At 60.1% G+C, this 22,182-nt stretch carries 22 protein-coding genes and 2 pseudogenes; 20 read left to right on the top strand and 4 right to left on the bottom strand.

What is annotated here, in order from left to right; genetic code table 11:
• Positions 1–13: 13 nt before the first annotated feature.
• Positions 14–1,231, bottom strand: a complete 1,218-nt coding sequence (locus ACZ9DP_RS12195; protein ID WP_476201916.1) for an ABC transporter substrate-binding protein — start codon at positions 1,229–1,231, stop codon at positions 14–16.
• A 149-nt stretch (positions 1,232–1,380) separates the two neighbouring features.
• Between ACZ9DP_RS12195 and ACZ9DP_RS12190 the strand changes: the two genes are divergently transcribed.
• Genes ACZ9DP_RS12190 through ACZ9DP_RS12175 form a run of 4 tightly spaced genes read left to right on the top strand, consistent with a single transcriptional unit; the run spans position 1,381 to position 4,256 of the window.
• Positions 1,381–2,367, top strand: a complete 987-nt coding sequence (locus tag ACZ9DP_RS12190; RefSeq protein WP_476201915.1) for an aldo/keto reductase — start codon at positions 1,381–1,383, stop codon at positions 2,365–2,367.
• A gap of 40 nt (positions 2,368–2,407) precedes the next feature.
• On the top strand, positions 2,408–3,289 hold the full coding sequence (locus ACZ9DP_RS12185) for an amidohydrolase family protein (protein ID WP_476201914.1): 882 nt from the start codon (positions 2,408–2,410) through the stop codon (positions 3,287–3,289).
• Positions 3,286–4,050: an aldo/keto reductase gene (locus ACZ9DP_RS12180; protein ID WP_476201913.1), complete on the top strand. Its 765-nt coding sequence runs from the start codon at positions 3,286–3,288 to the stop codon at positions 4,048–4,050. The genes ACZ9DP_RS12185 and ACZ9DP_RS12180 overlap by 4 nt, the downstream gene beginning before the upstream one ends.
• A complete protein-coding gene (locus tag ACZ9DP_RS12175; protein WP_476201911.1) occupies positions 3,960–4,256 on the top strand; it encodes an aldo/keto reductase in 297 nt (98 codons plus the stop codon). The genes ACZ9DP_RS12180 and ACZ9DP_RS12175 overlap by 91 nt, the downstream gene beginning before the upstream one ends.
• A gap of 56 nt (positions 4,257–4,312) precedes the next feature.
• Here the strand turns inward: ACZ9DP_RS12175 and ACZ9DP_RS12170 are convergent, their stop codons facing one another.
• Complete coding sequence (locus tag ACZ9DP_RS12170; protein ID WP_476201910.1) at positions 4,313–5,353, bottom strand: aldo/keto reductase; 1,041 nt, start codon at positions 5,351–5,353, stop codon at positions 4,313–4,315.
• 228 nt (positions 5,354–5,581) lie between these two features.
• On the opposite strand from ACZ9DP_RS12170, the gene kduI reads away from it, so the two are divergent.
• The 8 genes and pseudogenes from kduI to ACZ9DP_RS12130 all read left to right on the top strand — a co-directional run bounded on the left by kduI (position 5,582) and on the right by ACZ9DP_RS12130 (position 10,628).
• Positions 5,582–6,418: a 5-dehydro-4-deoxy-D-glucuronate isomerase gene (gene kduI / locus ACZ9DP_RS12165; protein WP_476201909.1), complete on the top strand. Its 837-nt coding sequence runs from the start codon at positions 5,582–5,584 to the stop codon at positions 6,416–6,418.
• Between the two features lie 5 nt (positions 6,419–6,423).
• A complete protein-coding gene (kduD, locus tag ACZ9DP_RS12160; protein ID WP_476201908.1) occupies positions 6,424–7,179 on the top strand; it encodes a 2-dehydro-3-deoxy-D-gluconate 5-dehydrogenase KduD in 756 nt (251 codons plus the stop codon).
• 105 nt (positions 7,180–7,284) lie between these two features.
• Positions 7,285–8,296, top strand: a pseudogene (locus tag ACZ9DP_RS12155) (IS30 family transposase).
• A gap of 45 nt (positions 8,297–8,341) precedes the next feature.
• A pseudogene (locus ACZ9DP_RS12150) lies at positions 8,342–8,704 on the top strand (Tn3 family transposase); the annotation flags it as partial.
• Between the two features lie 92 nt (positions 8,705–8,796).
• Positions 8,797–9,051: a FitA-like ribbon-helix-helix domain-containing protein gene (locus ACZ9DP_RS12145; RefSeq protein WP_028739329.1), complete on the top strand. Its 255-nt coding sequence runs from the start codon at positions 8,797–8,799 to the stop codon at positions 9,049–9,051.
• Positions 9,048–9,479 (top strand): PIN domain-containing protein, encoded by a 432-nt coding sequence (locus tag ACZ9DP_RS12140; protein WP_476201906.1) that lies wholly within the window; start codon positions 9,048–9,050, stop codon positions 9,477–9,479. Before ACZ9DP_RS12145 ends, ACZ9DP_RS12140 begins: the two co-directional genes overlap by 4 nt.
• A 160-nt stretch (positions 9,480–9,639) precedes the next feature.
• Positions 9,640–10,125 (top strand): type II RES/Xre toxin-antitoxin system antitoxin, encoded by a 486-nt coding sequence (parS, locus tag ACZ9DP_RS12135; protein ID WP_476201904.1) that lies wholly within the window; start codon positions 9,640–9,642, stop codon positions 10,123–10,125.
• Positions 10,122–10,628, top strand: coding sequence for an RES family NAD+ phosphorylase (locus ACZ9DP_RS12130; protein ID WP_476201903.1), 507 nt, complete (start codon positions 10,122–10,124; stop codon positions 10,626–10,628). The genes parS and ACZ9DP_RS12130 overlap by 4 nt, the downstream gene beginning before the upstream one ends.
• Before the next feature lie 58 nt (positions 10,629–10,686).
• On the opposite strand, the gene ACZ9DP_RS12125 is transcribed toward ACZ9DP_RS12130, so the two are convergent.
• The gene (locus ACZ9DP_RS12125; protein WP_476202293.1) at positions 10,687–10,815 is read right to left on the bottom strand and encodes a hypothetical protein; all 129 of its coding nucleotides are present in this window, start codon (positions 10,813–10,815) and stop codon (positions 10,687–10,689) included.
• A gap of 385 nt (positions 10,816–11,200) precedes the next feature.
• Entirely contained in the window at positions 11,201–12,568 is a 1,368-nt protein-coding gene (locus tag ACZ9DP_RS12120) for an MmgE/PrpD family protein (RefSeq protein WP_476201902.1), read from the bottom strand.
• Between the two features lie 39 nt (positions 12,569–12,607).
• Here ACZ9DP_RS12120 and ACZ9DP_RS12115 point away from each other — a divergent pair, with 39 nt between their 5' ends.
• From ACZ9DP_RS12115 to ACZ9DP_RS12080, 8 genes are all read left to right on the top strand, one after another.
• Positions 12,608–13,582 carry a LysR family transcriptional regulator gene (locus ACZ9DP_RS12115; protein WP_476201900.1) on the top strand — a complete coding sequence of 325 codons (975 nt, stop codon included), beginning with the start codon at positions 12,608–12,610 and terminating at the stop codon, positions 13,580–13,582.
• A 37-nt stretch (positions 13,583–13,619) separates the two neighbouring features.
• On the top strand, positions 13,620–14,525 hold the full coding sequence (locus ACZ9DP_RS12110; RefSeq protein WP_476201899.1) for a LysR family transcriptional regulator: 906 nt from the start codon (positions 13,620–13,622) through the stop codon (positions 14,523–14,525).
• Positions 14,526–14,703: 178 nt separating this feature from the next.
• Complete coding sequence (locus ACZ9DP_RS12105; protein WP_476201897.1) at positions 14,704–15,648, top strand: ABC transporter permease; 945 nt, start codon at positions 14,704–14,706, stop codon at positions 15,646–15,648.
• Entirely contained in the window at positions 15,645–16,463 is an 819-nt protein-coding gene (locus tag ACZ9DP_RS12100) for an ABC transporter permease (RefSeq protein ID WP_476201896.1), read from the top strand. Before ACZ9DP_RS12105 ends, ACZ9DP_RS12100 begins: the two co-directional genes overlap by 4 nt.
• Positions 16,460–18,088 carry an ABC transporter ATP-binding protein gene (locus tag ACZ9DP_RS12095; protein ID WP_476201895.1) on the top strand — a complete coding sequence of 543 codons (1,629 nt, stop codon included), beginning with the start codon at positions 16,460–16,462 and terminating at the stop codon, positions 18,086–18,088. The genes ACZ9DP_RS12100 and ACZ9DP_RS12095 overlap by 4 nt, the downstream gene beginning before the upstream one ends.
• Before the next feature lies 1 nt (position 18,089).
• Positions 18,090–18,950, top strand: a complete 861-nt coding sequence (locus ACZ9DP_RS12090) for a serine hydrolase (RefSeq protein ID WP_476201894.1) — start codon at positions 18,090–18,092, stop codon at positions 18,948–18,950.
• Between the two features lie 25 nt (positions 18,951–18,975).
• Positions 18,976–20,520: an ABC transporter substrate-binding protein gene (locus tag ACZ9DP_RS12085; RefSeq protein ID WP_476201892.1), complete on the top strand. Its 1,545-nt coding sequence runs from the start codon at positions 18,976–18,978 to the stop codon at positions 20,518–20,520.
• 134 nt (positions 20,521–20,654) lie between these two features.
• Positions 20,655–22,103 carry a M20 family metallopeptidase gene (locus ACZ9DP_RS12080; protein WP_476201891.1) on the top strand — a complete coding sequence of 483 codons (1,449 nt, stop codon included), beginning with the start codon at positions 20,655–20,657 and terminating at the stop codon, positions 22,101–22,103.
• The last annotated feature ends 79 nt before the right edge of the window (positions 22,104–22,182 follow it).

Genomic DNA, 22,182 nt, shown 5'->3' with positions numbered 1-22,182 from the left:
TCGGGGAGAGATGTTATTCTGGAGCCCTTTCCGGGGGTTGCTGCATCGAGCAGGTGATTTCGCCGCCGGGGGCTGCCGCGCAGACTTCCGTCGCGTGGGTCACCTGATGCGTGGCGTTGAAGGCGAGGCTGTCGGAAACCACGCCCGAATGGTTGATCGACATCAGCGCTTCCACGGTCTTGTCCGGATCGAAGCTGCCGGCCTTCTGCCAGGCTTCCGCCAGGAAGTGGACGTAGTCATGATAGAGCAGCGACACCGACGAGGTCACGCCGTGCGGTGCACCGGCAGCGAAGTAGGCGTCAAAGTAGGTCTTGGAATTGGGGTTTGAAGAGGCGCCCCAGCAGACCGGCACGCAGCTCATCGCCACCGGAACATCCGCGGTCAGGCCGCGCTCTTTCCAGATGCCGGGATCGACGCCGAACAGGAAGTAGCTCTTGGCCGCGCCCAGTTCGAGCGCCTGCGGCAGCGCCGTCAGCGTCGAGTCCCCGTTGTACCAGAAATGGATGACGTCGGGCTCGAAGCTCTTGGCCTTGGTCAGGAACGGCGAGAAGTCGGTGGCATCTGGGGGGTAGAAGATGATATCTGGAACATCCTGGCCCTCTGCCTTGAGTGCGGTCAGATAGAAGGACGACAGGAACTGTCCGGTCGCGTCGTTGCCGACGATCATGACCGACTTCTTCGGCTTGGCGCCAAGCAAAGGTTCAAGCAGGCTGAGAACGCCACGTGCTGTCGATCCTGAGCGCTGGAATTCCTGTGGCTCGGACTGAAAGAGGAAGTGGTTTTCACCGCCCGGCTTGACTGCATCGGGTGTGAGAACCTTGCCGAGCGTCGAATTGCCGGCAAAATGGATGATCTTGGCGGGTTGTGTGATTTTCGCCATCGCAAGCGTGAAGTCGTGGGATTCCGATCCGAAGATCGCCGCGACCCTTTCGTCGCGCACCAGTTCCTGCGTGGCGGCAATCGCCGTTGCAATATCAGTCCGGTCGTCGCGCTTGACCATTTCGAGCTTGTAGGTCTTGTCGCCGACCTTGATGCCGCCGGCATCGTTGATCTGCCTCACGGCAAGGCCAACGCCCGCCGGCAGCGTGTGTCCGGCAGAAACGAAGGCGCCGGATTCGGCGGCGACCACGCCGATCTTGATCGTATCTCCTGCATCCTGGGCAAGCGTCGGGTATACGGACGCGCCGAGGCACAGCGCCAGTGCGGCGCCCCTCAATAGATTGCTTTTCACGGTTTCATCCTCCCGATGAAAGTTTTGCATTCTTACCGGGTTGTCGTACAACCATGTTTTCTGATAATACTATGGATAGAGGATGTCAAGCAAGTGAAGCTGGCGTCCCGTCCGGCGAAAAGCCGGCTTGAACAGCTAGGGAGAACAACATGCGATCCAGACCATTTGGCCGGACAGGCCGCAACGTCAGCGAAATCGGCTTCGGTGCCTGGGCGATTGGCGCTGCGTGGGGCGATGTCAATGACAATGACGCTATCAAGGCCTTGCACGCGGCGCTGGAGAGCGGCGTAACCTTCATCGACACCGCCGACGTCTACGGAGATGGCCATTCGGAGCGGCTGATCGCCAAGGCATTGAAGGAACATGGCGGCGAAAAGCCGTTCGTCGCAACGAAGGCTGGGCGTCGCCTGCCGGAGCAGACGGTCACCGGCTACAGCGCCGAAAATCTGACCTCCTATATCGAGCGAAGCCTGAAGAACCTTGAGGTCGATGTGCTGGATCTGGTGCAGTTGCATTGCCCGCTGACAGATCTCTATTACCACCCGGAAGTCTTCGAGCGGCTCGACCGGCTGGTCGAGCAGGGCAAGATCCGCAACTACGGCGTCAGCGTCGAGCGCGTCGAGGAGGCCCTGAAGGCGATCGAGTATCCCGGCGTCGTCAGCGTGCAGATCATCTTCAACGCCTTCCGACAGCGCCCGGCCGAACGATTCTTCGATATTGCGAAGGAGAAGAATGTCGCCATCATTGCCCGCGTGCCGCTGGCAAGCGGCCTGCTTTCCGGCAAGTTCAAGCGCGATACAAAGTTCGAGACCACCGACCATCGCCTGTTCAACCGCAACGGCGAAGCCTTCGACGTCGGCGAAACCTTTTCCGGTGTGCCTTACGAGGTCGGCCTCGATGCCGTCGAACGCATCCGCCCGCTCGTCTCGGGCGATACGACCATGGCCAAGTTCGCGCTGCGCTGGATCCTGACGTTCGATGCCGTCACCGTCGTCATCCCCGGCGCCCGCAACCCCGCGCAAGCGCAGTCCAACGCGCAGGCCGCCGCGCTTCCGGCGCTGTCGAAGGATGTGATGGATAAAATCGTGCAGATCTATGACGAGGATATCCGCAAATACGTCCATCAGAAGTGGTAAGAAAGCCGTGGTCGCCAACGCAAAATTAACGGACAAAATCATGCCAATCATCGATTCTCATCACCATTTCTGGGATCCCGAGAGCGGCGGCGACTATGCCTGGCTCAGCGGTCCCTTCGAGCCGATCAACCGTGTCTTCGAGCCGGCCGATCTTCGGCCATCTCTTGAGGCGAATGCGATTTCCGGCACCGTGCTCGTCCAGACCTGGAACGATCTCGGCGAAACCTGGGACTTCATCCGCACGGCAGCGGAGACCGATTTCGTCGCCGGTGTCGTCGGCTGGGTCGATCTCACCGATCCGAAGGTCGGCGAAACGCTGGCCAAACTGAAGGCAAGCCCGAACGGCCAATGGTTGGTCGGCGTCCGCCACCTCATCCAGACGGAAAGCGATCCGAACTGGCTATCGCGCAACGATGTGCTCCACGGTTTGCGCGCCGTCGAAAATGCCGGGCTCGTCTATGACCTCGTGCCCAATCTGCCGCAACTGCCTTCCTGCGTCCGCACCGTCGAAGCCTTGCCGGACATGCGCTTCGTGCTCGACCACATTTCCAAACCCAATATCCGCGACCGCGACTTCGACGGCTGGTCGCGGCTGATGCACGGTTTCCGCGCGGAGCGGGATCATGTCTGGTGCAAGCTCTCCGGCATGGTGACGGAGGCGGATTGGCAGAGCTGGACGCCGGAAGATCTCAAACCTTATGTCCACGAGGTGCTCGAGATTTTCGGCGTCGACCGCTGCATGTTCGGGACCGATTGGCCGGTCTGCCTCGTCGCCGGAAGTTACGACCGCGTCGTCGGCGCCCTGCGGGAATGCCTGAAGGACCTCAGCGAAAACGATCTCGATAAGATTTTCGGCGGAAATGCCATCAAGGCCTATCGGCTGCCGGGATTCTCGCCGGGCAGGGCAGGGGACGCATCATGATCTTGGACGCAAACGGAAAGGGCCGTATCGCCTTCGCATCGCGTTTGGGCTTCGGCGCAAGCGGGATCGGGACGCTATACCGTGATGTTTCGGAGGCTTCGGCGCGCGCGGTGCTTGCGACAGCCTATGATGCTGGCCTGCGCTACTTCGATACCGCGCCACTCTATGGCCATGGCCTGAGTGAATTGCGGCTCGGTCAATATCTGCGCACCGTGCCGCGCGACAGCATCACCGTCTCGACGAAAGTCGGCCGCTATATGGTGCCGCCGCGCGGAGAGACCGTGGATTACGGGCTTTGGGTATCTCCGCTGCGGCTGAAGCCCGTGTTCGACTACAGCTACGACGGGACGATGCGGTCGCTGGAGCAATCGGCCAATCGCCTGGGCTTTCCGGATTTCGATCTCGTCTATATCCACGATGTCGACCGGTTCACCCACGGCGATGCATACGATCGCCGTTTCGGGGAAGCCATGGAAGGATCCTACCGGGCGCTCGATGATCTGCGCAAGGCAGGCTATGTCAAGGCGATCGGCGTTGGGGTCAACGAAGGCGACGTTGCGACACGCTTTGTCGAGGCCGGGCATTTCGATGCCGTCATGATCGCCGGGCGTTATACGTTGCTGGATCATAGTGCTGCCGAAAATCTCTTTCCCGCAGTTGAGAAAGCCGGGTGGCGGGCGTCTTCAACTCCGGCATCCTGGCGACTGGACCGGACAAGAATGCCGCAACCTACGACTACGGCGCGCCACCGGCGGAGATAACGGCAAGGGCGCAGCGTATAGAGCGGATCTGCGAAAAACACGACGTGCCGTTGCAGGCCGCCGCCATCCAGTTTCCGTTCCGGCACAAGCTCGTATCGGCAGCGGTGCTCGGCATGAGCAGGCCGGAACGGATCGCGCAGAACCTGGAATGGTCGAGACATGACATACCGGATGCCTTCTGGGTCGAGATCGACGGCATCCGCTAGATTTCTTGTTTTCCAACATTTCCCGCCGGACATTCTGTCCGGCGGGTGATTGCATTTCATGCTGCGGCGCCCAACGGAAGAGGTGAGCCGGACTCCACGAGGCCCTCGGCCATCAGGTCGTCCCAAAGGGCGGCGGGGATATTCACCTGCATGTAATCCAGATTCTGGGTCAGTTCCGCAACTGAGCGCGCCCCTGGAATGACGCTGACTACGGCGGGATGGCCGAGCGGAAACTGCAGCGCCGCCGCCGGCAAGGGAACGCCGTGTCGATCGCACACGGTCTCCATCCGCCGGACGCGTTCGAGCACATGGGGCGGGGCCGCTCGCGTGTTGAAGGTGGCTCCGTCCTTGGCACCGGTTGCGAGAATGCCTGAGTTGTAGGGGCCGCCGATGACGATCTTGGTACCGCGCTCTTCGCAGACCGGAAAGAGAACCGATAGCGGCTCCTGCTCCAGCAGGGTATAACGCCCGGCAAGTAGGAAATAATCGAAATCTCCGGCAACGACGAAATCCGACAGCATCTGCCACTGGTTGATGCCGACGCCGACCGCCTTGATCACGCCCTGCGACCGCAGGTCGTCAAGGGCAGGGTAGGCGCCGTCCATCGCCTCGCGAAACCGGCTTCTGGCATAAGGGTCTTCTCCGGGGCCGAAATGAATGGCCTCATCGGGATCGTGGATCGCCAGCATGTCGACATAGTCGGTGCCGAGACGTTTCAGCGTGTTCTCGATCGAGCGCATGACGCCGTCGCGGGAATAGTCGAAATCCGCCCGGAACGGCGGCGCATCATCCCACAATTGCGGCGTCTTCTCGGATGGCGGAATGGGAACCAGATCGTAGCCGACCTTGGACGAAATCACGATCTCCTTGCGCGGCAGCGACTTGATCGCCTCGCCGAGTCGTGTTTCCGCCAGCCCGAAACCATAGACCGGAGCCGTATCGAAATAACGGATGCCGTTCGCATAGGCCGCATGAACGGTGGCAAACGCATCCTGCGGATCGGTGGAGCGATACATGTTGCCGAGCCCGGTTCCTCCCAGCCCCATGGTGGTGACGCTCAAGCCGTCCGTCACGGCTCTCGACAGAATTTCCTTCATCTCAACTCCCTGTATCCTCGTTCTTGCACGCCGCCATGTTCGACCAATGTCTTTATGCGGCCCGACGTCGGGCCGCATAAAGACATTGACATAAAACTTGTCGTACAACAAGGTAAGAGGATGATTGAGTGAAGCGGCATGCGCGTGCAGCGCTCTCCGCTGCTGCTCCTATCGAACGGGGCGCTAGAATCTCCAAGCGGATCGCCTTGATAAAACGGGATGGAAACGATGAAAATTGATGTACGGCACGCCTCTCACCCGGAGGCGGTCCGGGCCTTCGATACCGAAAAGCTCAGGGAACAGTTTCTTGTCGAAACGGTCTTCGAGCCGGGTGAAATCGTCCTCACCTATTCCCACTATGATCGCATGGTCTTGGGCGGCGCGATGCCGCTTGCCACGCCTTTGGCCTTGTCCGCGCCAAAGCCGCTCGGACAGGAAACCTTCCTCGCCGAACGTGAGCTCGGTGCGCTCAACGTCGGCGGCGCCGGCCGCATTCGCCTCGATGGAACGGCCTATGATCTGGCCCGGCTCGATTGCCTCTATATCGGCAAGGGTATCACCGACGTGCTTTTCGAAAGTATCGATCCTGAAAATTCGGCGAAGTTCTACCTTGTCTCAGCGCCCGCCCATGCGGTCCATCCGACAGTCCATCTCACGCCCGAGAAGGCCCGCCACATGAAGGTCGGTGCGCTGGAGACGGCCAACAAGCGCTCGATCCTTCAGTTCATCCATCCGGAGGTCTGCCAGTCCTGCCAGTTGACGATGGGATTCACGATGCTGGAGCCGGGCAGCATCTGGAACACCATGCCCTCCCACACGCACGACCGCCGCATGGAAGCCTACCTTTATTTCGACGTTCCAGCGGATCAGCAAATTTTCCATTTCATGGGTGAGCCGACGCAGACGCGTCATCTTCTGGTGGGTAACGAGCAGGCCGTCATTTCTCCACCCTGGTCGATCCACTCCGGAGCCGGCACCAGCAATTACAGCTTCATCTGGGCGATGGCCGGCGACAACAAGAATTTCACCGACATGGACCATGTCGCAATCAGCGAATTAAGGTAGTCGGCATGGCAAATCCCTTCGATCTTTCCGGCCGTACCGCAATCGTGACAGGCGCCAATACCGGTATCGGCCAAGGCATTGCCGTTGCATTGGCTGAGGCCGGCGCTACCATCGTCGCCGTCGGCCGATCATCGATGGGTGAAACCGAAACTCTTGTCCGCCAAGCCGGCGTCAAGTTTCACGCTATCAGTGCCGATCTCGGTTCCATCGATCCGGTGAAGCCGATCGTTGCCGAGACCCTTAAGACATTCGGCAGCATCGATATTCTCGTCAACAATGCCGGCATTGTCCGCCGTGCCGACGCAATCGATTTCACTGAGGAGGATTGGGATGCAGTGATGAACATCAACCTGAAGACTGCCTTCTTCCTCACCCAGGCTGTCGCGCATCACATGCTTGAAAAGGGCAGGGGTAAGGTCATCAACATCGCGTCGATGCTTTCTTTTCAGGGTGGAATCCGAATTCCGTCCTACACCGCTTCAAAAAGCGGTATAGCGGGGCTCACGCGGCTGCTTGCCTGCGAATGGGCCGTCAAAGGTGTCAACGTCAATGCCATTGCGCCCGGCTATTTCGCGACGAACAACACGACAGCCTTGCGAGAAGATCCGGACCGCAACAGCGGCATTCTTGCTCGCATCCCGGCTGGCCGCTGGGGAAATCCGGCGGATATTGGCGGTGCGGCCGTTTTCCTGACATCGTCGGCGTCGGATTATGTGCATGGCACGGTGCTGCCGGTGGATGGCGGCTGGCTGGCGCGGTGAGTAGAGTCGTCAAGCACCGTTGGCCGAAATTCCGGTATGGTGGGTTCAAGGATGAAGTGCGACTTGCAATAGATAACAACGGTTTATCCTTGCAAGGAACGAGACATGAAACGCACCTACTCCCAGATCGATATGGAAGAACGCCGCAAGATTGCCCGCTGGCGCACGGCTGGGATCAGCGTTGACGTGATCGCCGAGAAACTGCACCGACATCGCTCGACCATTTTCCGTGAGCTGCGCCGCAATACGTTCGAGGATCGTGAGATGCCGGACCTCAACAGTTACTACTGCGTGATGGCCAATGGACATGGCGCGAGAACGGCGTGCCAAGCTGCGCAAACTTGCCCGGTTCTCGCATCTGCGCCAATCGGTGATCGAGCGCATCATGCATGGCTGGTCGCCGCAACAGATCGCTGGCCGACTGCAGCTTGAGCGCCATCCGATCTCTGTCAGCCATGAGACGATCTACAAGTTCGCCTATTCCTCGGACGGCCACGCAATCAAGCTGTGGCGACATCTTCCGGAGCACCGCGCCAGGCGTCGGCCACGGCACGCCAGACGCCGCCATGGTCGGCGGTTCACCCCCGACGTCAACATTCTCTACCGGCCCGACGCAGTTGCCGAGCGCAAGCAGTTCGGGCACTGGGAATGCGATCTCATCCAGTTTCGCAAAAAGTTCGGAAAGGCCAACGTGACGTCACTGGTCGAACGGGTCAGTCGCTTTGCCATTCTCCTGCGCAACAACGACCGACAATCCAGACCGGTGATGGACGGCCTGATCCAGGTGCTGCAATCCCTGCCCCACCTCGCTCGTCGTTCGATCACCTTCGACCGTGGTACTGAGTTCACCGACTGGCCCTACCTGCAGGCAAGCATCGGAGCGCAGACCTGGTTCTGCGATCCACAATCTCCCTGGCAGAAAGGCACCGTCGAAAACACCAACAGACGGGCGAGGAAATGGCTTTCGAGAGAGGTCGATCCCCTGTCTCTCAGCGACCGCGATCTCACCGACATCTGCAATCATCTGAACGCAACGCCGCGCAAATGCCTCGGCTACAAAACACCAGCGGAAGTCTTCCGCCAGAAACTCCTCGCGCAAATCCGGCGCACCAGTTAGCTTCTCAAAGCCCGCAGGTCGCGGTTCGCCATGAACTCACAATCTATTACCGATGCACACACCCGTCATCCGCATTCCCGCCTTTGGGGCAACGGCACGACATCTTCGTCAGATGGCCAATTCTTCCGCGCGAGTGACCGAGCCGCAAAGCGCGGCGACATCAATTTGCATTACGGCAGCGAGCCCGGATCGAATTTATACAGCCATATTTCCGATCATGTATGGCTACTTTAGCATTCTGCCCATCAGCCCGACCGAAAGCGAGGCTGCCTATGTGCTCGACGGGCTATTCGATCAGGACACGATCCTCGACATCCAGGAACACTTTACCGATACGGGCGGCGCGAGTGATCACATCTTCGGCTGTTCGCCCTGATTGACAAGCGGTTCGCACCGCGATCGAGATCGAATTATAGGGTCGCACATCTATCCCCTTGAACAACGATATCATTTGGTGTATTTCGATATCAAAGTCATCGTTTCTTAGAAGGGTGATATCAATGCCGGCGGTCACTATTCGCAATCTTTCTGATGAAACGCATCGCGCCCTACGGGTGCGAGCAGCTCACCATGGCCGAAGCACCGAGGCCGAAATCCGTGACATTATCGAGGCCGCCGTTCGTCCATCTGAACGCGTGAAACTCGGCTCCTTACTCGCGGCCATAGGTCGTGACGCTGAGCTTTCCAACCACGACGTTGAAGCCCTGCAGCAAAATCGCGATAAAGCGCCTGCCGAGCCGATGACTTTCGAATGATCTTGCTGGATACCAATGTGATATCGGAGCCGTGGAAACCGGTTCCTGACGGGGCAGTGATCGAGTGGATGGACGCCCAAGCCATCGAGACACTGTTCCTTTCCGCGATAACAATTGCAGAACTTCGTTTCGGGATCGCTGCCATGCCCTCAGGCAAACGGCAAACTATCCTTCGCGATCGCCTGGAGGGCGAAGTGCTTCCGCACTTTGCCGAGCGCATCCTGCCTTTCGGCCTTGCCACCTCGCAGTTCTACTCGGAGCTGATGGTGCGAGCTCGAGTATCCGGGAAAGCGATCGGCAAGGCGGATGGATATATTGCAGCCACAGCAGCAGCGAACGGCCTCGCGGTCGCAACTCGAGACACCAGCCCTTTCGAGGCCGCCGGGGTGAAAGTGATCAATCCTTGGTCACTACAACAAAGATATTAATCTAAGTCGTCGTGAGTTCGATTCTTATCAAGGCGTGACTTGCCCGTGACAGGCTTGCGCGCAGCAGAAGCGTGATCGAGGCCGTCAGTTTCGAGAGCCTATTGAAATAGGGTGCGACAACTGTCACATATAGAACGACAGATGACGTAGGAGATGCGCAATGGTAATTGCGGTGGATAAGGGCTTTCAGGATGGAGCTAGCGGAGGATTGCAAAAGGTCGCAGCGTTGCTCGGCGGAACGCGTGTCCTGTCGCGCCGCCTGACGAGCGCGCTCGATGCCCATGAGCTCTTGCTGCACGGTTTGCCGGCCTCAGCGGTTGACCACCTCGTCGGTAGCTTAGTCTTTATTGGCAAAAGTGAATCCCTCGAAAAGGCGGTCGGCATGAGTGTGCGGACGTGGCAGCGGCGCAAGGATGTACCATCCAAGCCACTTAGCCAGGAACAGAGCGGGCGGGCATGGAAGTTCGCCGAGATTCTGGCAAAGGCGACGGATGTCCTTGGAACTCAAGCGGAAGCCGAGCAATGGCTTGAGCGTCCGGCAGTCGGTCTCGACCAACGTCGCCCGCTCGATCTTTTGGGAACGCCCGCCGGCGTCGAACTGGTCGAGGATTATCTCCAGCGGCTCGAATATGGCGTCTATGCATGACGCCCTTGCCGATTGCGCTTGGTGGCTCCGAGCTGATCGCATGGCGGCTCGACCAGGCCGGCTATGCCCCAACCTGGGATAGCGGGGAAGGCGCGTACCGTGTGGGAGGCCGGTGGAACAGTAAGGGCATGCGCGCGGTCTATTGCTCCATCGACCCATCGACCGCCATCTTGGAGGTCGCGGTTCACAAGGGATTTCGCGCGCTCGATACAGTCCCACATATTTTGACGGCAGCCGTCGTCACCGACGTCTCTGCCGTGCATGTTGTCGATCCCGCCAGCGTTCCCAATCCAAATTGGCTGCGCCCCGGTATCCCAAGCGCCGGCCAGCAAGCATTCGGTGACGATCTGCTGCGACGGCACCGCTTTGTCGCCATCTCAAGCGCGGTGTCGTCGCACAGCTGGAACTTGGTCTTCGTGGCAAGCAGTGCCACCGGCGGTTATGCGCTGAAATTTCAGGAGGCTTTCGCGCTGGACACTAGGCTGCACCCACCGTCGGCGTGATGCACTTACAACCGGCCGCGTCGCGTGCCTTGTTGTGAGCGGAGGATGGCTATCGCGCTTACCCGCCGCCCCTGCCAAAGCGCCAGACGGGGATACCAAGGCCGCGGGCCTTGTTGGCGAGATTGCCGGTGATACCGGAGCCCGGGGAAAGCCCGACACCACTCGGTATCACTGCCGACGCGGGCATCCCAACAAGCCTTGCTCCGCAAGGGTAGGGAAAATGACGAGGACCATGAATCGGTTACCGCGGACGCAGGATGTTAGCGGAACCGAGGCTGCCATTCTGAAGGGTGAGGCGCTCGCATTCGGTCGGAACCTTGCGTCTGCCGACCAGTTCTTCTTGTTGAATGCGCGAGTACCGAACTTATGACTGAGAAAGTTGCAACTCCACCCAAAAAGGGCGATCCCAAAGGACAGCCCGTCCGTCGTCCCGCTCCTCAAGATCCGGCGCCGAGGTCCGATGAACGCCAAAAACCACCTCGGGACACAAGAGATGCGCCGGCGCCAAACCCGAATGGCGAGCCCTTCGACGCCCCTCGTCGCGCGCCGAAGGCTAGCCGTCCTCCGGGAGCTCAGTAGCCATCTGAGATCAAGTTCCAGAATGCGTTGTCGCAAGACAGGATTTCAAAATCCGCCAGGGCGCGAAGCCGTTGGAAAGAGGCTTCGGAATTGCGCCGATTTACCCATCGCAGGCAATCCATGAACTTAACTTTGCGTTCGTGATCACTCATCGGTGCTTCAAGCGATCCCTTGGCGTGCAAGCGAGACTTGTTGTAAATGCGCCCGTCGCGCGTCGTGACGGTGACGATGTGAGGGAGGCGCTCCACGCCTTTTTCCTCTTCGGCCGAATAGGACTGCATCTCGATTCGCGGCATAAATCCCCGGATTTCCGGCCGCTCAATCTCCTGTCGCGTAAAGTCCGAAAGGCTAAGAGATCCCTTGAGGAAAGCTGTCGCCAGGCAATATTGCATCGAGAAGCGGGCCTGCATTTCGTCGGCGGGGTCGGGATAAGCGAGGTTGCGGGCAGCGGATATGCCGACTTTCGTCTCGATCCTGGCAATGTCGCCCGCCAAAAGCTCATGCTCCTGCTTCAGATCCAGAAGCGCATCGATCGCGCGATGGGTCGAGGCGCAGCAGGGATGGTGCTTGGTCACCACGCCCCGGCTTTCGATGATATGCTCCTCCTCGAATGTCAGGTCTTCCCAGCCCGTGGCATCATCGCCCCCGAAAAGATCGAGGAAGCCTTGCGGCCGCTCGAGGATGTCCGGCCGTCCGCTCATGCCCGCAAGCGCCATGCGCGCCGCATCCACTGCATTGCGCGCTGCAATGCCGGCATGAAGCGGTTTGGCGGTCGTACCGAATTGCCCTTTCGGGCCGCAGGCGAAGCTCGTCGCAAGGCTCATCGCCGCGACTAAGCGGTTTTCGTCGGCGCCGAGAAGCCGTGCCACGCCAGCCGCAGCCCCGATGCTGCCGACCGTCGCCGTTGCGTGCCAGCCCCTGTTGTAGTGAGAGGGATTGACGCCAAAGCCGACCGCCGCCTGAGCTTCCAGCCCGGTCAGATAGGCCTCGAGAAACCGTCTTCCGCTCGTCACCTGGCCGCTCGTCACAACCGCCAGCAGCGTCGGCACCAGCACTGCGGACGCATGCGCCCTCGCCGGATGGAAATTGTCATCGAAATCGAGCGCATGAGCCGCCGTTGCGTTGATGAGTGCGGCGAGCGAGGGCGAGGCGGAGCCGCCGGTGACGAGCCGCGCTTCGCCGCCTCCGACGATTTCCCCGTCAAAGGCGCGGGTGAGCGCGGCGACGCTTTCATCGCCCCTGCCTGCAATCATACAGCCGATGGTGTCCACCGCAGCATCTCTTGCCCGGTCCATGGCGAGGTCTGAGAACGTCGTTCGCGACAGGACCTGTGCCGCGATCTTCCGGAGAATAGTGGCCATTGACGAAAGTCTTTCCGTGAGCTTGGTTCTCAGCGGAAAATGTTCAACTTTCCGCAGATCCGCAATCTTATGCGGTTTGCGGGTAGGGCTATCGATATTGGAGATAGAATGGCGCGAGACACGAGTGCGGCGATCAGCCTGAAGCATATCGAGGCCTATGACGCCATCGCCGCGACAGGCTCGACGATCGCCGCGTCCGTTGAGCTTGGGATCTCGCAATCGAACGCCAGTCGCTTGTTGCAGCAACTGGAAGACTATCTCGGCGTCCGGCTTTTCGAACGGGAAAAGAACCGGCTTCAACCGACCCGCGAGGGGCTGCAGCTCGGCCCGGAGATCCGTGCCATTTCCGACCGGCTGCGCGCCTTGAAAACGGCGGCGATGGAGCTCGAGAGCGGTCGATCGCGCGAGATCATGCTGCGGCTCGCCTTTCCCGCCAGCCTTTCCTCGACGCGCATTCCGAAGCTGGTGAAGAACTTTCTCGCCGCGAATGGTCCGATGCGCGTCGAAGTCGCGTCCGGCAGCTATCTCGCAATAGAGCGGATGGTGGCCGACGGCGAGGCCGATCTCGGTTTCGCGCGTCTGCCGCTGAGGAGCCCGGGATTGAAACAGGAGAAGATCCTGTCGTCGCGGATCATTTGCGCCGTGCACAACGATCATTCCAAGGCCGGCAGCGGCCTATTGTCGGTCGGCGACCTGAAGGGGCAGGATCTGATCATGCTGAACAGGGAGCGACCGGTTCGCCACGAGCTGGAGGCGTTGTTCTACAAGGCCGGCATCCGTCAACGCCCCCTGCTCGAGGCACATTCGGTGGCGAGCGCCTGCGCGCTGGCCGCGCAGGGGCTCGGCATTGCGCTGGTCGGTGAGATCATCGCCCGCGAATATGCGACGCTGCCGCTGCAGTTCGTTCCGCTCGAACCGGAACTGCCGGTTGCCTACGCGCTGATCAGCGGAGAGAAATTTCCGATGCCCAAGGCCGCCAGCCTTTTCCTTCAAAGCATTTCGGACTGGGCATGATGACGGTGCTCGAACCGTCCCGGGGGATCGCAAACGCATGAATATCAAGCAACTGGAAGTCCTGCGCACGCTTCTTGCGACGGGGTCGACAATTGCCACGGCAAAGACGATGGGGCTCAGCCAGTCCGGCGTCAGCCGCCTCCTCCAGCAGCTCGAGGCGGATCTTTCGATGTCGCTTTTCGTGCGCGACAAAGGCCGTCTCGTCCCGACACCCGAGGCCCTGCTTCTTGCCCGCGATGCCGAGAACATCTTGTTGGCGGTCGATCGGATGTCGGGCCATGCGGAGGACCTAAGAAGCGGCGCCGCCGGCCCGGAGATCGTCCGCATCGGTTTGCCGAGCAGCATGTGGGAGCATTTCGCGCCGGCAATGCTGGTCGATTACATAAGTGATTTCCCCGGTGTGCGGATCGAAACCTTCTTCGAGACGACGACTGCGATTAACAAGCTCGTCGAGCAGAGGGTGATCGATTTCGGCTTTCTGCGGATGGAGGGCGAGAGCGGACCGGGCATCGAGGTCGAGCGCGTCGCGACCGGCGAAAGCGTCTGCGTCGTTCCGAAGGATCATCCTCTTGCGAAACTGGAGGAAATCACGGTCAGGAATTTGCGCGACGTTCCTCTCATTCTGATTGGCCGCCAACGGCCGAACCGCATGGCGCTCGACCAAACCTTCCGGCGGGCCGGCGTCAAGCAGATCGTCAAGATCGAGACCCATACCAACAGTTCCGCCTGTTCCTACGTCGCGCATGGCCTTGGGGTCACGATCATCAGCAGCTTTTATGCGAATCTCTATCGCCACCTGCCGGTGGTTCACCGTCCTTTCGTGCCACGCGCAACCCAGGAATTCGGGCTGGCGAGGGCGGTCGGAACGCCGCTCTCGATTGCCGCCCATGCTCTGAGCGATGCCTTGAAACGACAGATCCAGCTTTCGCAAAAAGACGCTTAAGATCAAATTTTTAGCCTGAACCTTTACTCGAACGCAGCCGCTTGGGTTGCGGTCGTATTCCGCATAGACTTATGACAAAATCGCATAATATTGCGGATATTTCTTCATTCGATCATAGTCTGCAGCAACGAAACCGAGGGCGCCGGGCACTGTCCGTCGCCCATCGCGGGGAACAAAAATGCTGAAATTCGTTCTGAACCGCCTATTGATGGCATTGCCGACGATCGTCCTCGTTTCGGTGACCGTCTTCACGCTGATCCGCTTCATACCCGGCGATCCGGCAGCACTGATGCTGGGTGATATGGCTGAGCCGGATCAGGTCGCGGCGATGCGCTCGGAACTTGGCCTCGACAAATCGCTGCCGGAACAGTTCCTGATCTGGACCGCCAATGTCGTGCAGGGTGATTTCGGCCGCTCGATCGTCAATGACGAGGCGGTTCTGCCGCTCGTCGCATCGCGCTTTCTAGTCAGCGCCGAAATCGTCGTCATCGCCGTCCTTCTGGCGAGCCTCATCGCCGTGCCGGCCGGCGTCATCGCCGCCTGGCGGCAAAACAGTCTGACGGACCTGGCGCTGGTCGGCACGGCCACGATCCTGCTGTCGATCCCGACATTCTGGCTCGGACTCCTGCTTCTGCTTTTCTTCGGCTTGAAACTCGGCTGGTTACCGGTCCTGGGCTATGTCTCGATCGGCAGTAACGTTACCGGCGGCCTGCTCTACCTCGTGCTGCCGATCATGACCCTGGTCATTCATGAGATGGGTGTGTTGATCCGCATGGCACGCGCCTCGACGCTGGAAGTGCTGCGTCTCGACTATATCACCCACGCCCGGGCCAAGGGCCTTTCCGAAAGCGCCGTCCTCTGGCGGCACGCCTTCAAGAACGCCTTTGGCCCGACCTGGACAGTCATCGGTCTGATCCTCGGCAATCTGCTCGGCGGCATTGCCGTCATCGAGACGGTCTTCACCATTCCGGGGCTCGGGCGACTGATGGTCGACAGCATTTTTGCTCGCGATTACCCCGTTATCCAGGGTTGCCTGCTGTTCGTCTCGCTTTCCTATGTGCTGGTCAATTTGGTCGTCGACCTGCTCTATCCCTTGTTCGATCCGCGGGTAGTCGCCGAATGAAAAACGTCACGTTCAACAGCTTCATCGGCAGCATTCTGATTGCCGCATTGCTCATCTCCGCTGCGATCGGCCCTTTCTGGACCCCCTATGATCCGATGAAGCTCGGCTTCACGGCACGGCTGGCGGCGCCAAGCAGCGCCCACTGGCTCGGAACCGACGAATTCGGCCGCGACGTGCTCAGCCGCCTGATCGTCGGTGCCCGGGCGAGCGTCTGGATCGGCACCTTGACGGTCACATTCGCGACGGTCTGCGGCACGCTGATCGGTCTCGTCAGCGGTTATGCCCGCGGTTGGATCGATGCAGTCATCATGGCTGTCAACAATGCGCTTCTCGCCTTTCCGGGCATTCTTCTGGCGCTTGGATTGCTCGCCGTCTTCGGCGCCAACCAATATGGCATCATCTTCGCGCTGGGCATTGCCTATTCTCCCTCGATGGCCCGCGTTGTCCGCGGTGCCGTCCTGTCGCTGCGCGAGCGGGAGTTCATCGAGGCTTCCAAGGTGATGGGCAATGGCGAACTCTACACCATGTTCCGCCATATCCTCCCCAATTGTGTCGCCCCGATCACCGTGCTTGCGACCTCGATGTTCGGCTGGGCGATCCTTTCTGAAAGCGCGCTCAGCTTTCTAGGTCTCGGCGTTCCGCCACCGGCGCCGACCTGGGGCAACATGCTGGCTGCCGGCCGACCATTCATCGAGCAGGCTGTTTGGCTGGGTCTCTTCCCGGGCCTGGCGATCGCCCTGACGCTCCTCGGCATCAATCTTCTAGGCGACGCTCTTCGGGACAAACTTGATCCGCGGATGAGGGGGCTGAAATGACCAATGAAACGCTTTTGAATGTCCGCAACCTGTCGCTTCAGGTCGCCGGGACCGGTGTGCAGGTCGTCAAAGACGTCAGCTTCGACATCGCGCCGGGCGAGATCTTCGGCATCGTCGGAGAAAGCGGATCGGGCAAGACGCTGGCAACACGCGCCCTGATCTCGCTACTGCCGGCGCCCATCAAAGTGATCGGCGGCTCCGTTGCCTACAAGGGACGCGACGTGCTTTCCATGAACGGCGCGCAATTGCGCCAGTTGCGTGGTGCGGAAATCGGTGTCGTCTTCCAGGAGCCGATGACCTCGCTCAATCCCTCGATGACCGTCGGCCGCCAACTCGAAGAAGGATTGCAGCTGCATACGAAACTTTCGCAGGAGGAGCGGCGCAGCCGGATCCTCGACATGCTGAACCGGGTCGGGATCCGCGATCCCGCCGGGGCACTCACTTCCTATCCGCACGAATTCTCGGGCGGCATGCGCCAACGCATCATGCTGGCATCGGTCATGCTGCTGAAACCGGCGCTGTTGATCGCCGACGAGCCAACGACTGCGCTCGATGCCGTGATCCAGCGCGATGTCATGGAATTGATGGTGGAACTGACGCAGGCGGAAGGCACCGCCGTGCTGCTGATCAGTCACGACCTGCCGATGGTTGCCCGCTACACGAACCGCATCGTCGTCATGGAAAAAGGCGTGATCGTCGAAGAAGGACGCACCGCCGATCTGCTCGACGCACCGCAGCGTGCCTATACGAAGAAACTGCTTTCCTCCCTGCCGTTCCGTGGGCAAACGCGGACGATCGACAAGACCAAGGCGCCGATGGTCTCGGCGCGGGATATCGTCGTCGACTATGCGGGCCGGCGGTCGCTGATGAAGAAGGCAACGCCAAAGCGGGCGCTGCATGGCGTCAGCATCGATATCCACGAGGGCGAAGTCGTGGCGCTGGTCGGCGGTTCGGGCTCCGGCAAAACCACGCTTGGCCGCACCATTGCCGGACTGGTCCGGGAGAGCGAAGGCGATATCCGGTTCAAGGGACGCAGCCGCGACCACGACTGGATGGACTATCGGCTGAATTGCCAGATGGTGTTTCAGGACCCTTATTCCTCGCTCAATCCGCGCATGACCATTATCGCGCTCGTGGAAGAAGCGCTGCGGCTCGTTCCCGATCTTAACGCTGCGGCAAAGCGCAAGCGCGCCCTGGAGACGCTGGAGGAAGTCGGGCTTGGGGCCGACTATGCCGAGCGCTACCCGCACGAGCTTTCGGGCGGCCAGCGTCAGCGCGTGGCGATTGCCCGGGCCATTGCGCGCCGGCCGAAATTCCTGATCGCCGACGAACCGGTATCGGCCCTCGACGTGACGGTCCGGGCGCAGGTGCTCGAACTGCTGTCCGATCTGCAAAAACGCTACGGCTTTTCCTGCCTGTTCATCAGTCACGATCTCGGCGTGGTCGAACAGGTGGCCGATCGCGTCGTCGTCATGCAGGACGGCCGGATCATCGAGGAGGGCGACCGCGATACGGTTTTCGACAGCCCGAAGGAGGCCTATACGCAAAGGCTTCTCTCGGCCATCCCCGCTCTGGACCACAATGCTCAGGGCGGCGTGATCCTCAAATGGCGCCTGGAGAACTGATATGACGGTGATTGAATCCGGAAAGCTTGCGGAGCGATTGAATGCGATATGCGATGCCCAGCCGTTCGTAACGCGCTTCATGGTGCGTGCGCTTAGCAGCGGTGAAACGATCGGCAGAGGCGCGGACGAGGAAACTCCCTCCGCCAGCACCCGAAAGACCTCGATCATGATGGCAGCCTTGAAGGCCGCGCATGAAGGCCGCCTGGATCTGGACGAACGGATCACCTACGAAAAGCGTTTTGCAGAGGAAGTGGCGAGCGGGATATTCCGCTATCTGACGCCCGGTATCGTCATATCGCTGCGCGATGCCATCACCGGCATGATGGTGCTGAGCGACAATGTCTGCACCAAGATGGTCTTCGAAAGGCTGACGCTCGAAGAGGTCGACGGCTATTGCAAGTCGATCGGCATGTTAGGCACCAATCATCGCTTCCTCATCCCTCCCTTGGCGCTGTCGCCCAATCATTCATTGAAAGCCGTCACCACGACGACGGCGCGGGATCAGGTCTATCTGTTGCAGACCATCCTGGATGCGCAGAATTCGCGGGAAGCCGCGGACCGGCTCGGCTGCTCGCAGGCGCTGTGCGCCTATGCGCTTCAAACCCTGAAGAACCAGATCCTGCGTTATGCCATTCCCTCCAGGCTGCCGTTCGGTGTGCTCGTCGCACACAAGGGCGGCACCGGAAAGCGCGGCCGCATGAATGCCGGTATCGTCTATCGCGACGGTTCCCCCTTCTACATCATCGCCGCCTATACCGACGACGTGCCGCAGGAAATGCCGGACGGCACCCCTGGCTATACGGTCGCGCTTGAAACCATCGGCAGGCTTTCACGCGCCTGCTGGGATGAATTCCAATCCTAACGATCCATAAAAAGAGGGTAGAACAATGCATAAGCTTCTTCTTGCAGGGACCATGTTGATGGCGATGACCGGCGTGGTCGAAGCCCGCGACATCGTCGTGGCTCAAAGCTCCGACCTGCGCAGCAACAATCCGGGCGTCAATCGCGACGGCAATACCGATGGCGTCATCCTGCATATCGTCGAAGGGCTCGTCGGCTATGCCAATAATGGCGAGGTCAAGCCCCTGCTGGCAAAGAGCTTCGAAGTGTCGGTGGATGGGCTGACCTACAGCTTCGAACTGCGTGACGACGTCAAATTCCACAACGGCAAGAAATTGACCGCCGATGACGTCGTGTGGAACTGGAACCGCTATCTCAAACCCGAAACAAAGTGGACCTGCCTTCCTGATTTCGACGGCAGCGGCAATGTGCATGTTACGGGGGTCAAGGCGGCTGATGCTTCGACCGTCACCATCACGCTGGAAAAGCCATCGGCGATTTTCCTTGGCCTGATGTCGCGCCCCGAATGCGGTTACACCGGGATGATTTCCCCGGAATCGGTCGGCGCGGACGGAAGCTTCATCAAGCCGATCGGCACCGGTCCCTTCAAATGGGACGAATGGAAGAAGGGCGAATATATCCATCTCGCCAAGTTCGACGATTATGTCTCGCCCCAAAACGACGGCAAGCCCGACGGCATGGTCGGCTCCAAGCGTCCTCTCGTCGATGGCATCAAGTTCATGGTCATTCCCGATGCTTCGACCGTAAAGGCCGGCCTTCAGTCGGGCGTGCTCGATACGGCGGAGATTTCGCCGGATCTCATTCCCGAATTCAAGACGAGCGACACGATGCAGCTGATCGTGGCTCGCAACAACGGCAAGAACCTCTTCTACATCCAGACGCGCGACAAGGTTCTGAGAAATCCCGGCGTGCGCCGCGCCATGGCGATGGCACTCGATCTCGACCAACTCGTCGAGGCGGCCTCCAATGGCACCGGCGCAGCCAACGGTTCCATGGTTTCGGAAGACTCGCTCTATTTCGACGATGTCCAGAAGAAGCGTCTGCCCTACGACCTCGAGGCCGCGAAGAAGGAGCTTGCGGCGGCCGGCTACAAGGGCGAGCCGATTACCATCATCGCCAACAAACGCAGCAACGTGCCAAGCTTCCCGGCTGCGGTGATGGCGCAGGCCATGATGCAGCAGGCAGGTCTCAATGTGCAGATCGAGGTGCTCGACTATGCGACACAGGTCGATCGTCGCCGGTCCGGCAACTACCAGATCATCTCGCAATCGGTCGCGCCGCGGCTCGATCCGGCGCTGATGTACGGCTTCTATGTCGGGAACAAGGACAAGAACGCTTCTTTGATGTGGGATGACCCGAAGGCAGTCGAGTTGATGAAGGCCGCCTATGCGGAGTCCGACCAGACGAAGCGTCAGGCGATCTTCGACGAGTTTCACACGCTGATGCTCAAGGAAATGCCGGGCATCTTCCTCTATGACATGGTCGATGTCTGGGGCGCGACCAAGAAGCTGATGGGCCAGCCCGTCTGGCAATCGAATGCCCGTCTTTGGGAAGTTTCGCTCGACAATTGAGCCTGAATTGCCGCACCCGGGCGGGTCGAGCGCGGCGATCCCACTTCGACAGCCAACAGGAGATCCGGCAGGCAGTCCTGCCGGGTCCGGTGCAACACGTCCCTGTGGCGGCAGGACAGACAGCGAGGAATGCCATGAATCTTGACGCGATCAGCTCCATTGCCGCGACGATCGAAAAGATGAAGCCGGATTATATCGCTCTCAGCGACAGCATCTGGGATTTCGCGGAGTTGAAGTTCGAGGAGCGGCGCTCGTCGCAATTGCTGGCAAGAACACTCGAGGAAAACGGCTTTGCCGTACGCCGCAGCGTCGCAGACATGGAAACGGCCTTCATCGGTGAATCCGGCAGCGGCAAGCCGGTGATTGCTTTCCTCGGGGAATTCGATGCCCTGGCCGGAATGAGCCAGACCGCCGACGTGGCCGAGCCTCTTCCCGAGGTGGCGGGGGCAACCGGTCACGGGTGCGGGCACAATCTGCTTGGCGTCGGGTCGCTGATGGCGGCGGTTGCGCTTGCCCGCTACCTCAAGGAGAACAACCTGCCCGGCACGGTGCGCTATTATGGCTGCCCGGGAGAGGAGGGCGGTTCCGGTAAGACCTTCATGGTTCGTGCTGGCACATTCGATGATGTCGACGCCGCCCTGACCTGGCATCCGGCTCCGTTCAACGGTGTTCGCTCGACGAACAATCTTGCCGTTCTCGAATATTACTATCGCTTCAGGGGTGTCGCGGCACATGCTGCCAACAGCGCCCATCTCGGCCGTTCGGCGCTCGATGCCGTCGAACTCATGAATGTCGGCGTCAATTTCCTGCGTGAACACATGCCGCAGGATTGTCGCGTTCACTACGCGATCACCGACACCGGCGGCAGGGCCGCCAATGTCGTGCAGGCCAGCGCCGAGGTTCTCTATTTGATCAGGGCGCCTGACATGCCGCAGGCGCTTGAGCTTGCCGGGCGCGTCGAGAAAGTTGCACGAGGTGCCGCGATGATGACCGAAACCGAGGTCGAGATCGTGTTCGACACCGCCTCGACGAACCTTCTTCCCAACATCACGCTTGAAACGGCAATGCACGAGAACATGGTCGCGCTCGGGCCGATAACCTTCGACGAGGCCGACATCGCCTTCGCCAGGAAAATCCAGGATACCTTCACGCAGGAAGCGATCAGGAGCAGCATCCGCCTCTATCAGATCAAGGGCGATGTGTTCTCCGATGCCAAGGTCGATGGCTCGACGCCCTTGCACACCGGTCTGCGAGATTTCGAAGGACAATCGCATTTCCGGGCCGGTTCGACCGATGTCGGCGACGTCAGCTGGGTGACGCCGACCGCGCAATGCTGGGCGCCTGCCTGGGCGATCGGCACCAATCCCCATACCTGGCAGGTCGTCGCGCAGGGAAAAAGCCCGGCCGCGCACAAGGCCATGGCGCATGCGGCCAAGACGCTTGCGACAACGGGTCTCGCATTGATGTCGTCATCCCACCTCCTGGCAGCCGCGACGGCCGAGTGGCGAGAAAAGACCAGCGGCAAAGGCTATATATGCCCGATTCCCGACAATGTGATGCCCGCAACGGTTCACAGCCGGTAGTTCCCGTCTCCGTCCGTTGGATGATACGCCGGCGACCGGCATCGTATCCGCTTGCAGCACCCCCTGAAAAAGCACTAAG

The organism is Rhizobium sp. USDA 4016 (assembly GCF_056279705.1).
The sequence above is the reverse complement of the archived record's forward strand: the minus strand, read 5'-3'. Positions and strand labels throughout refer to the sequence as shown.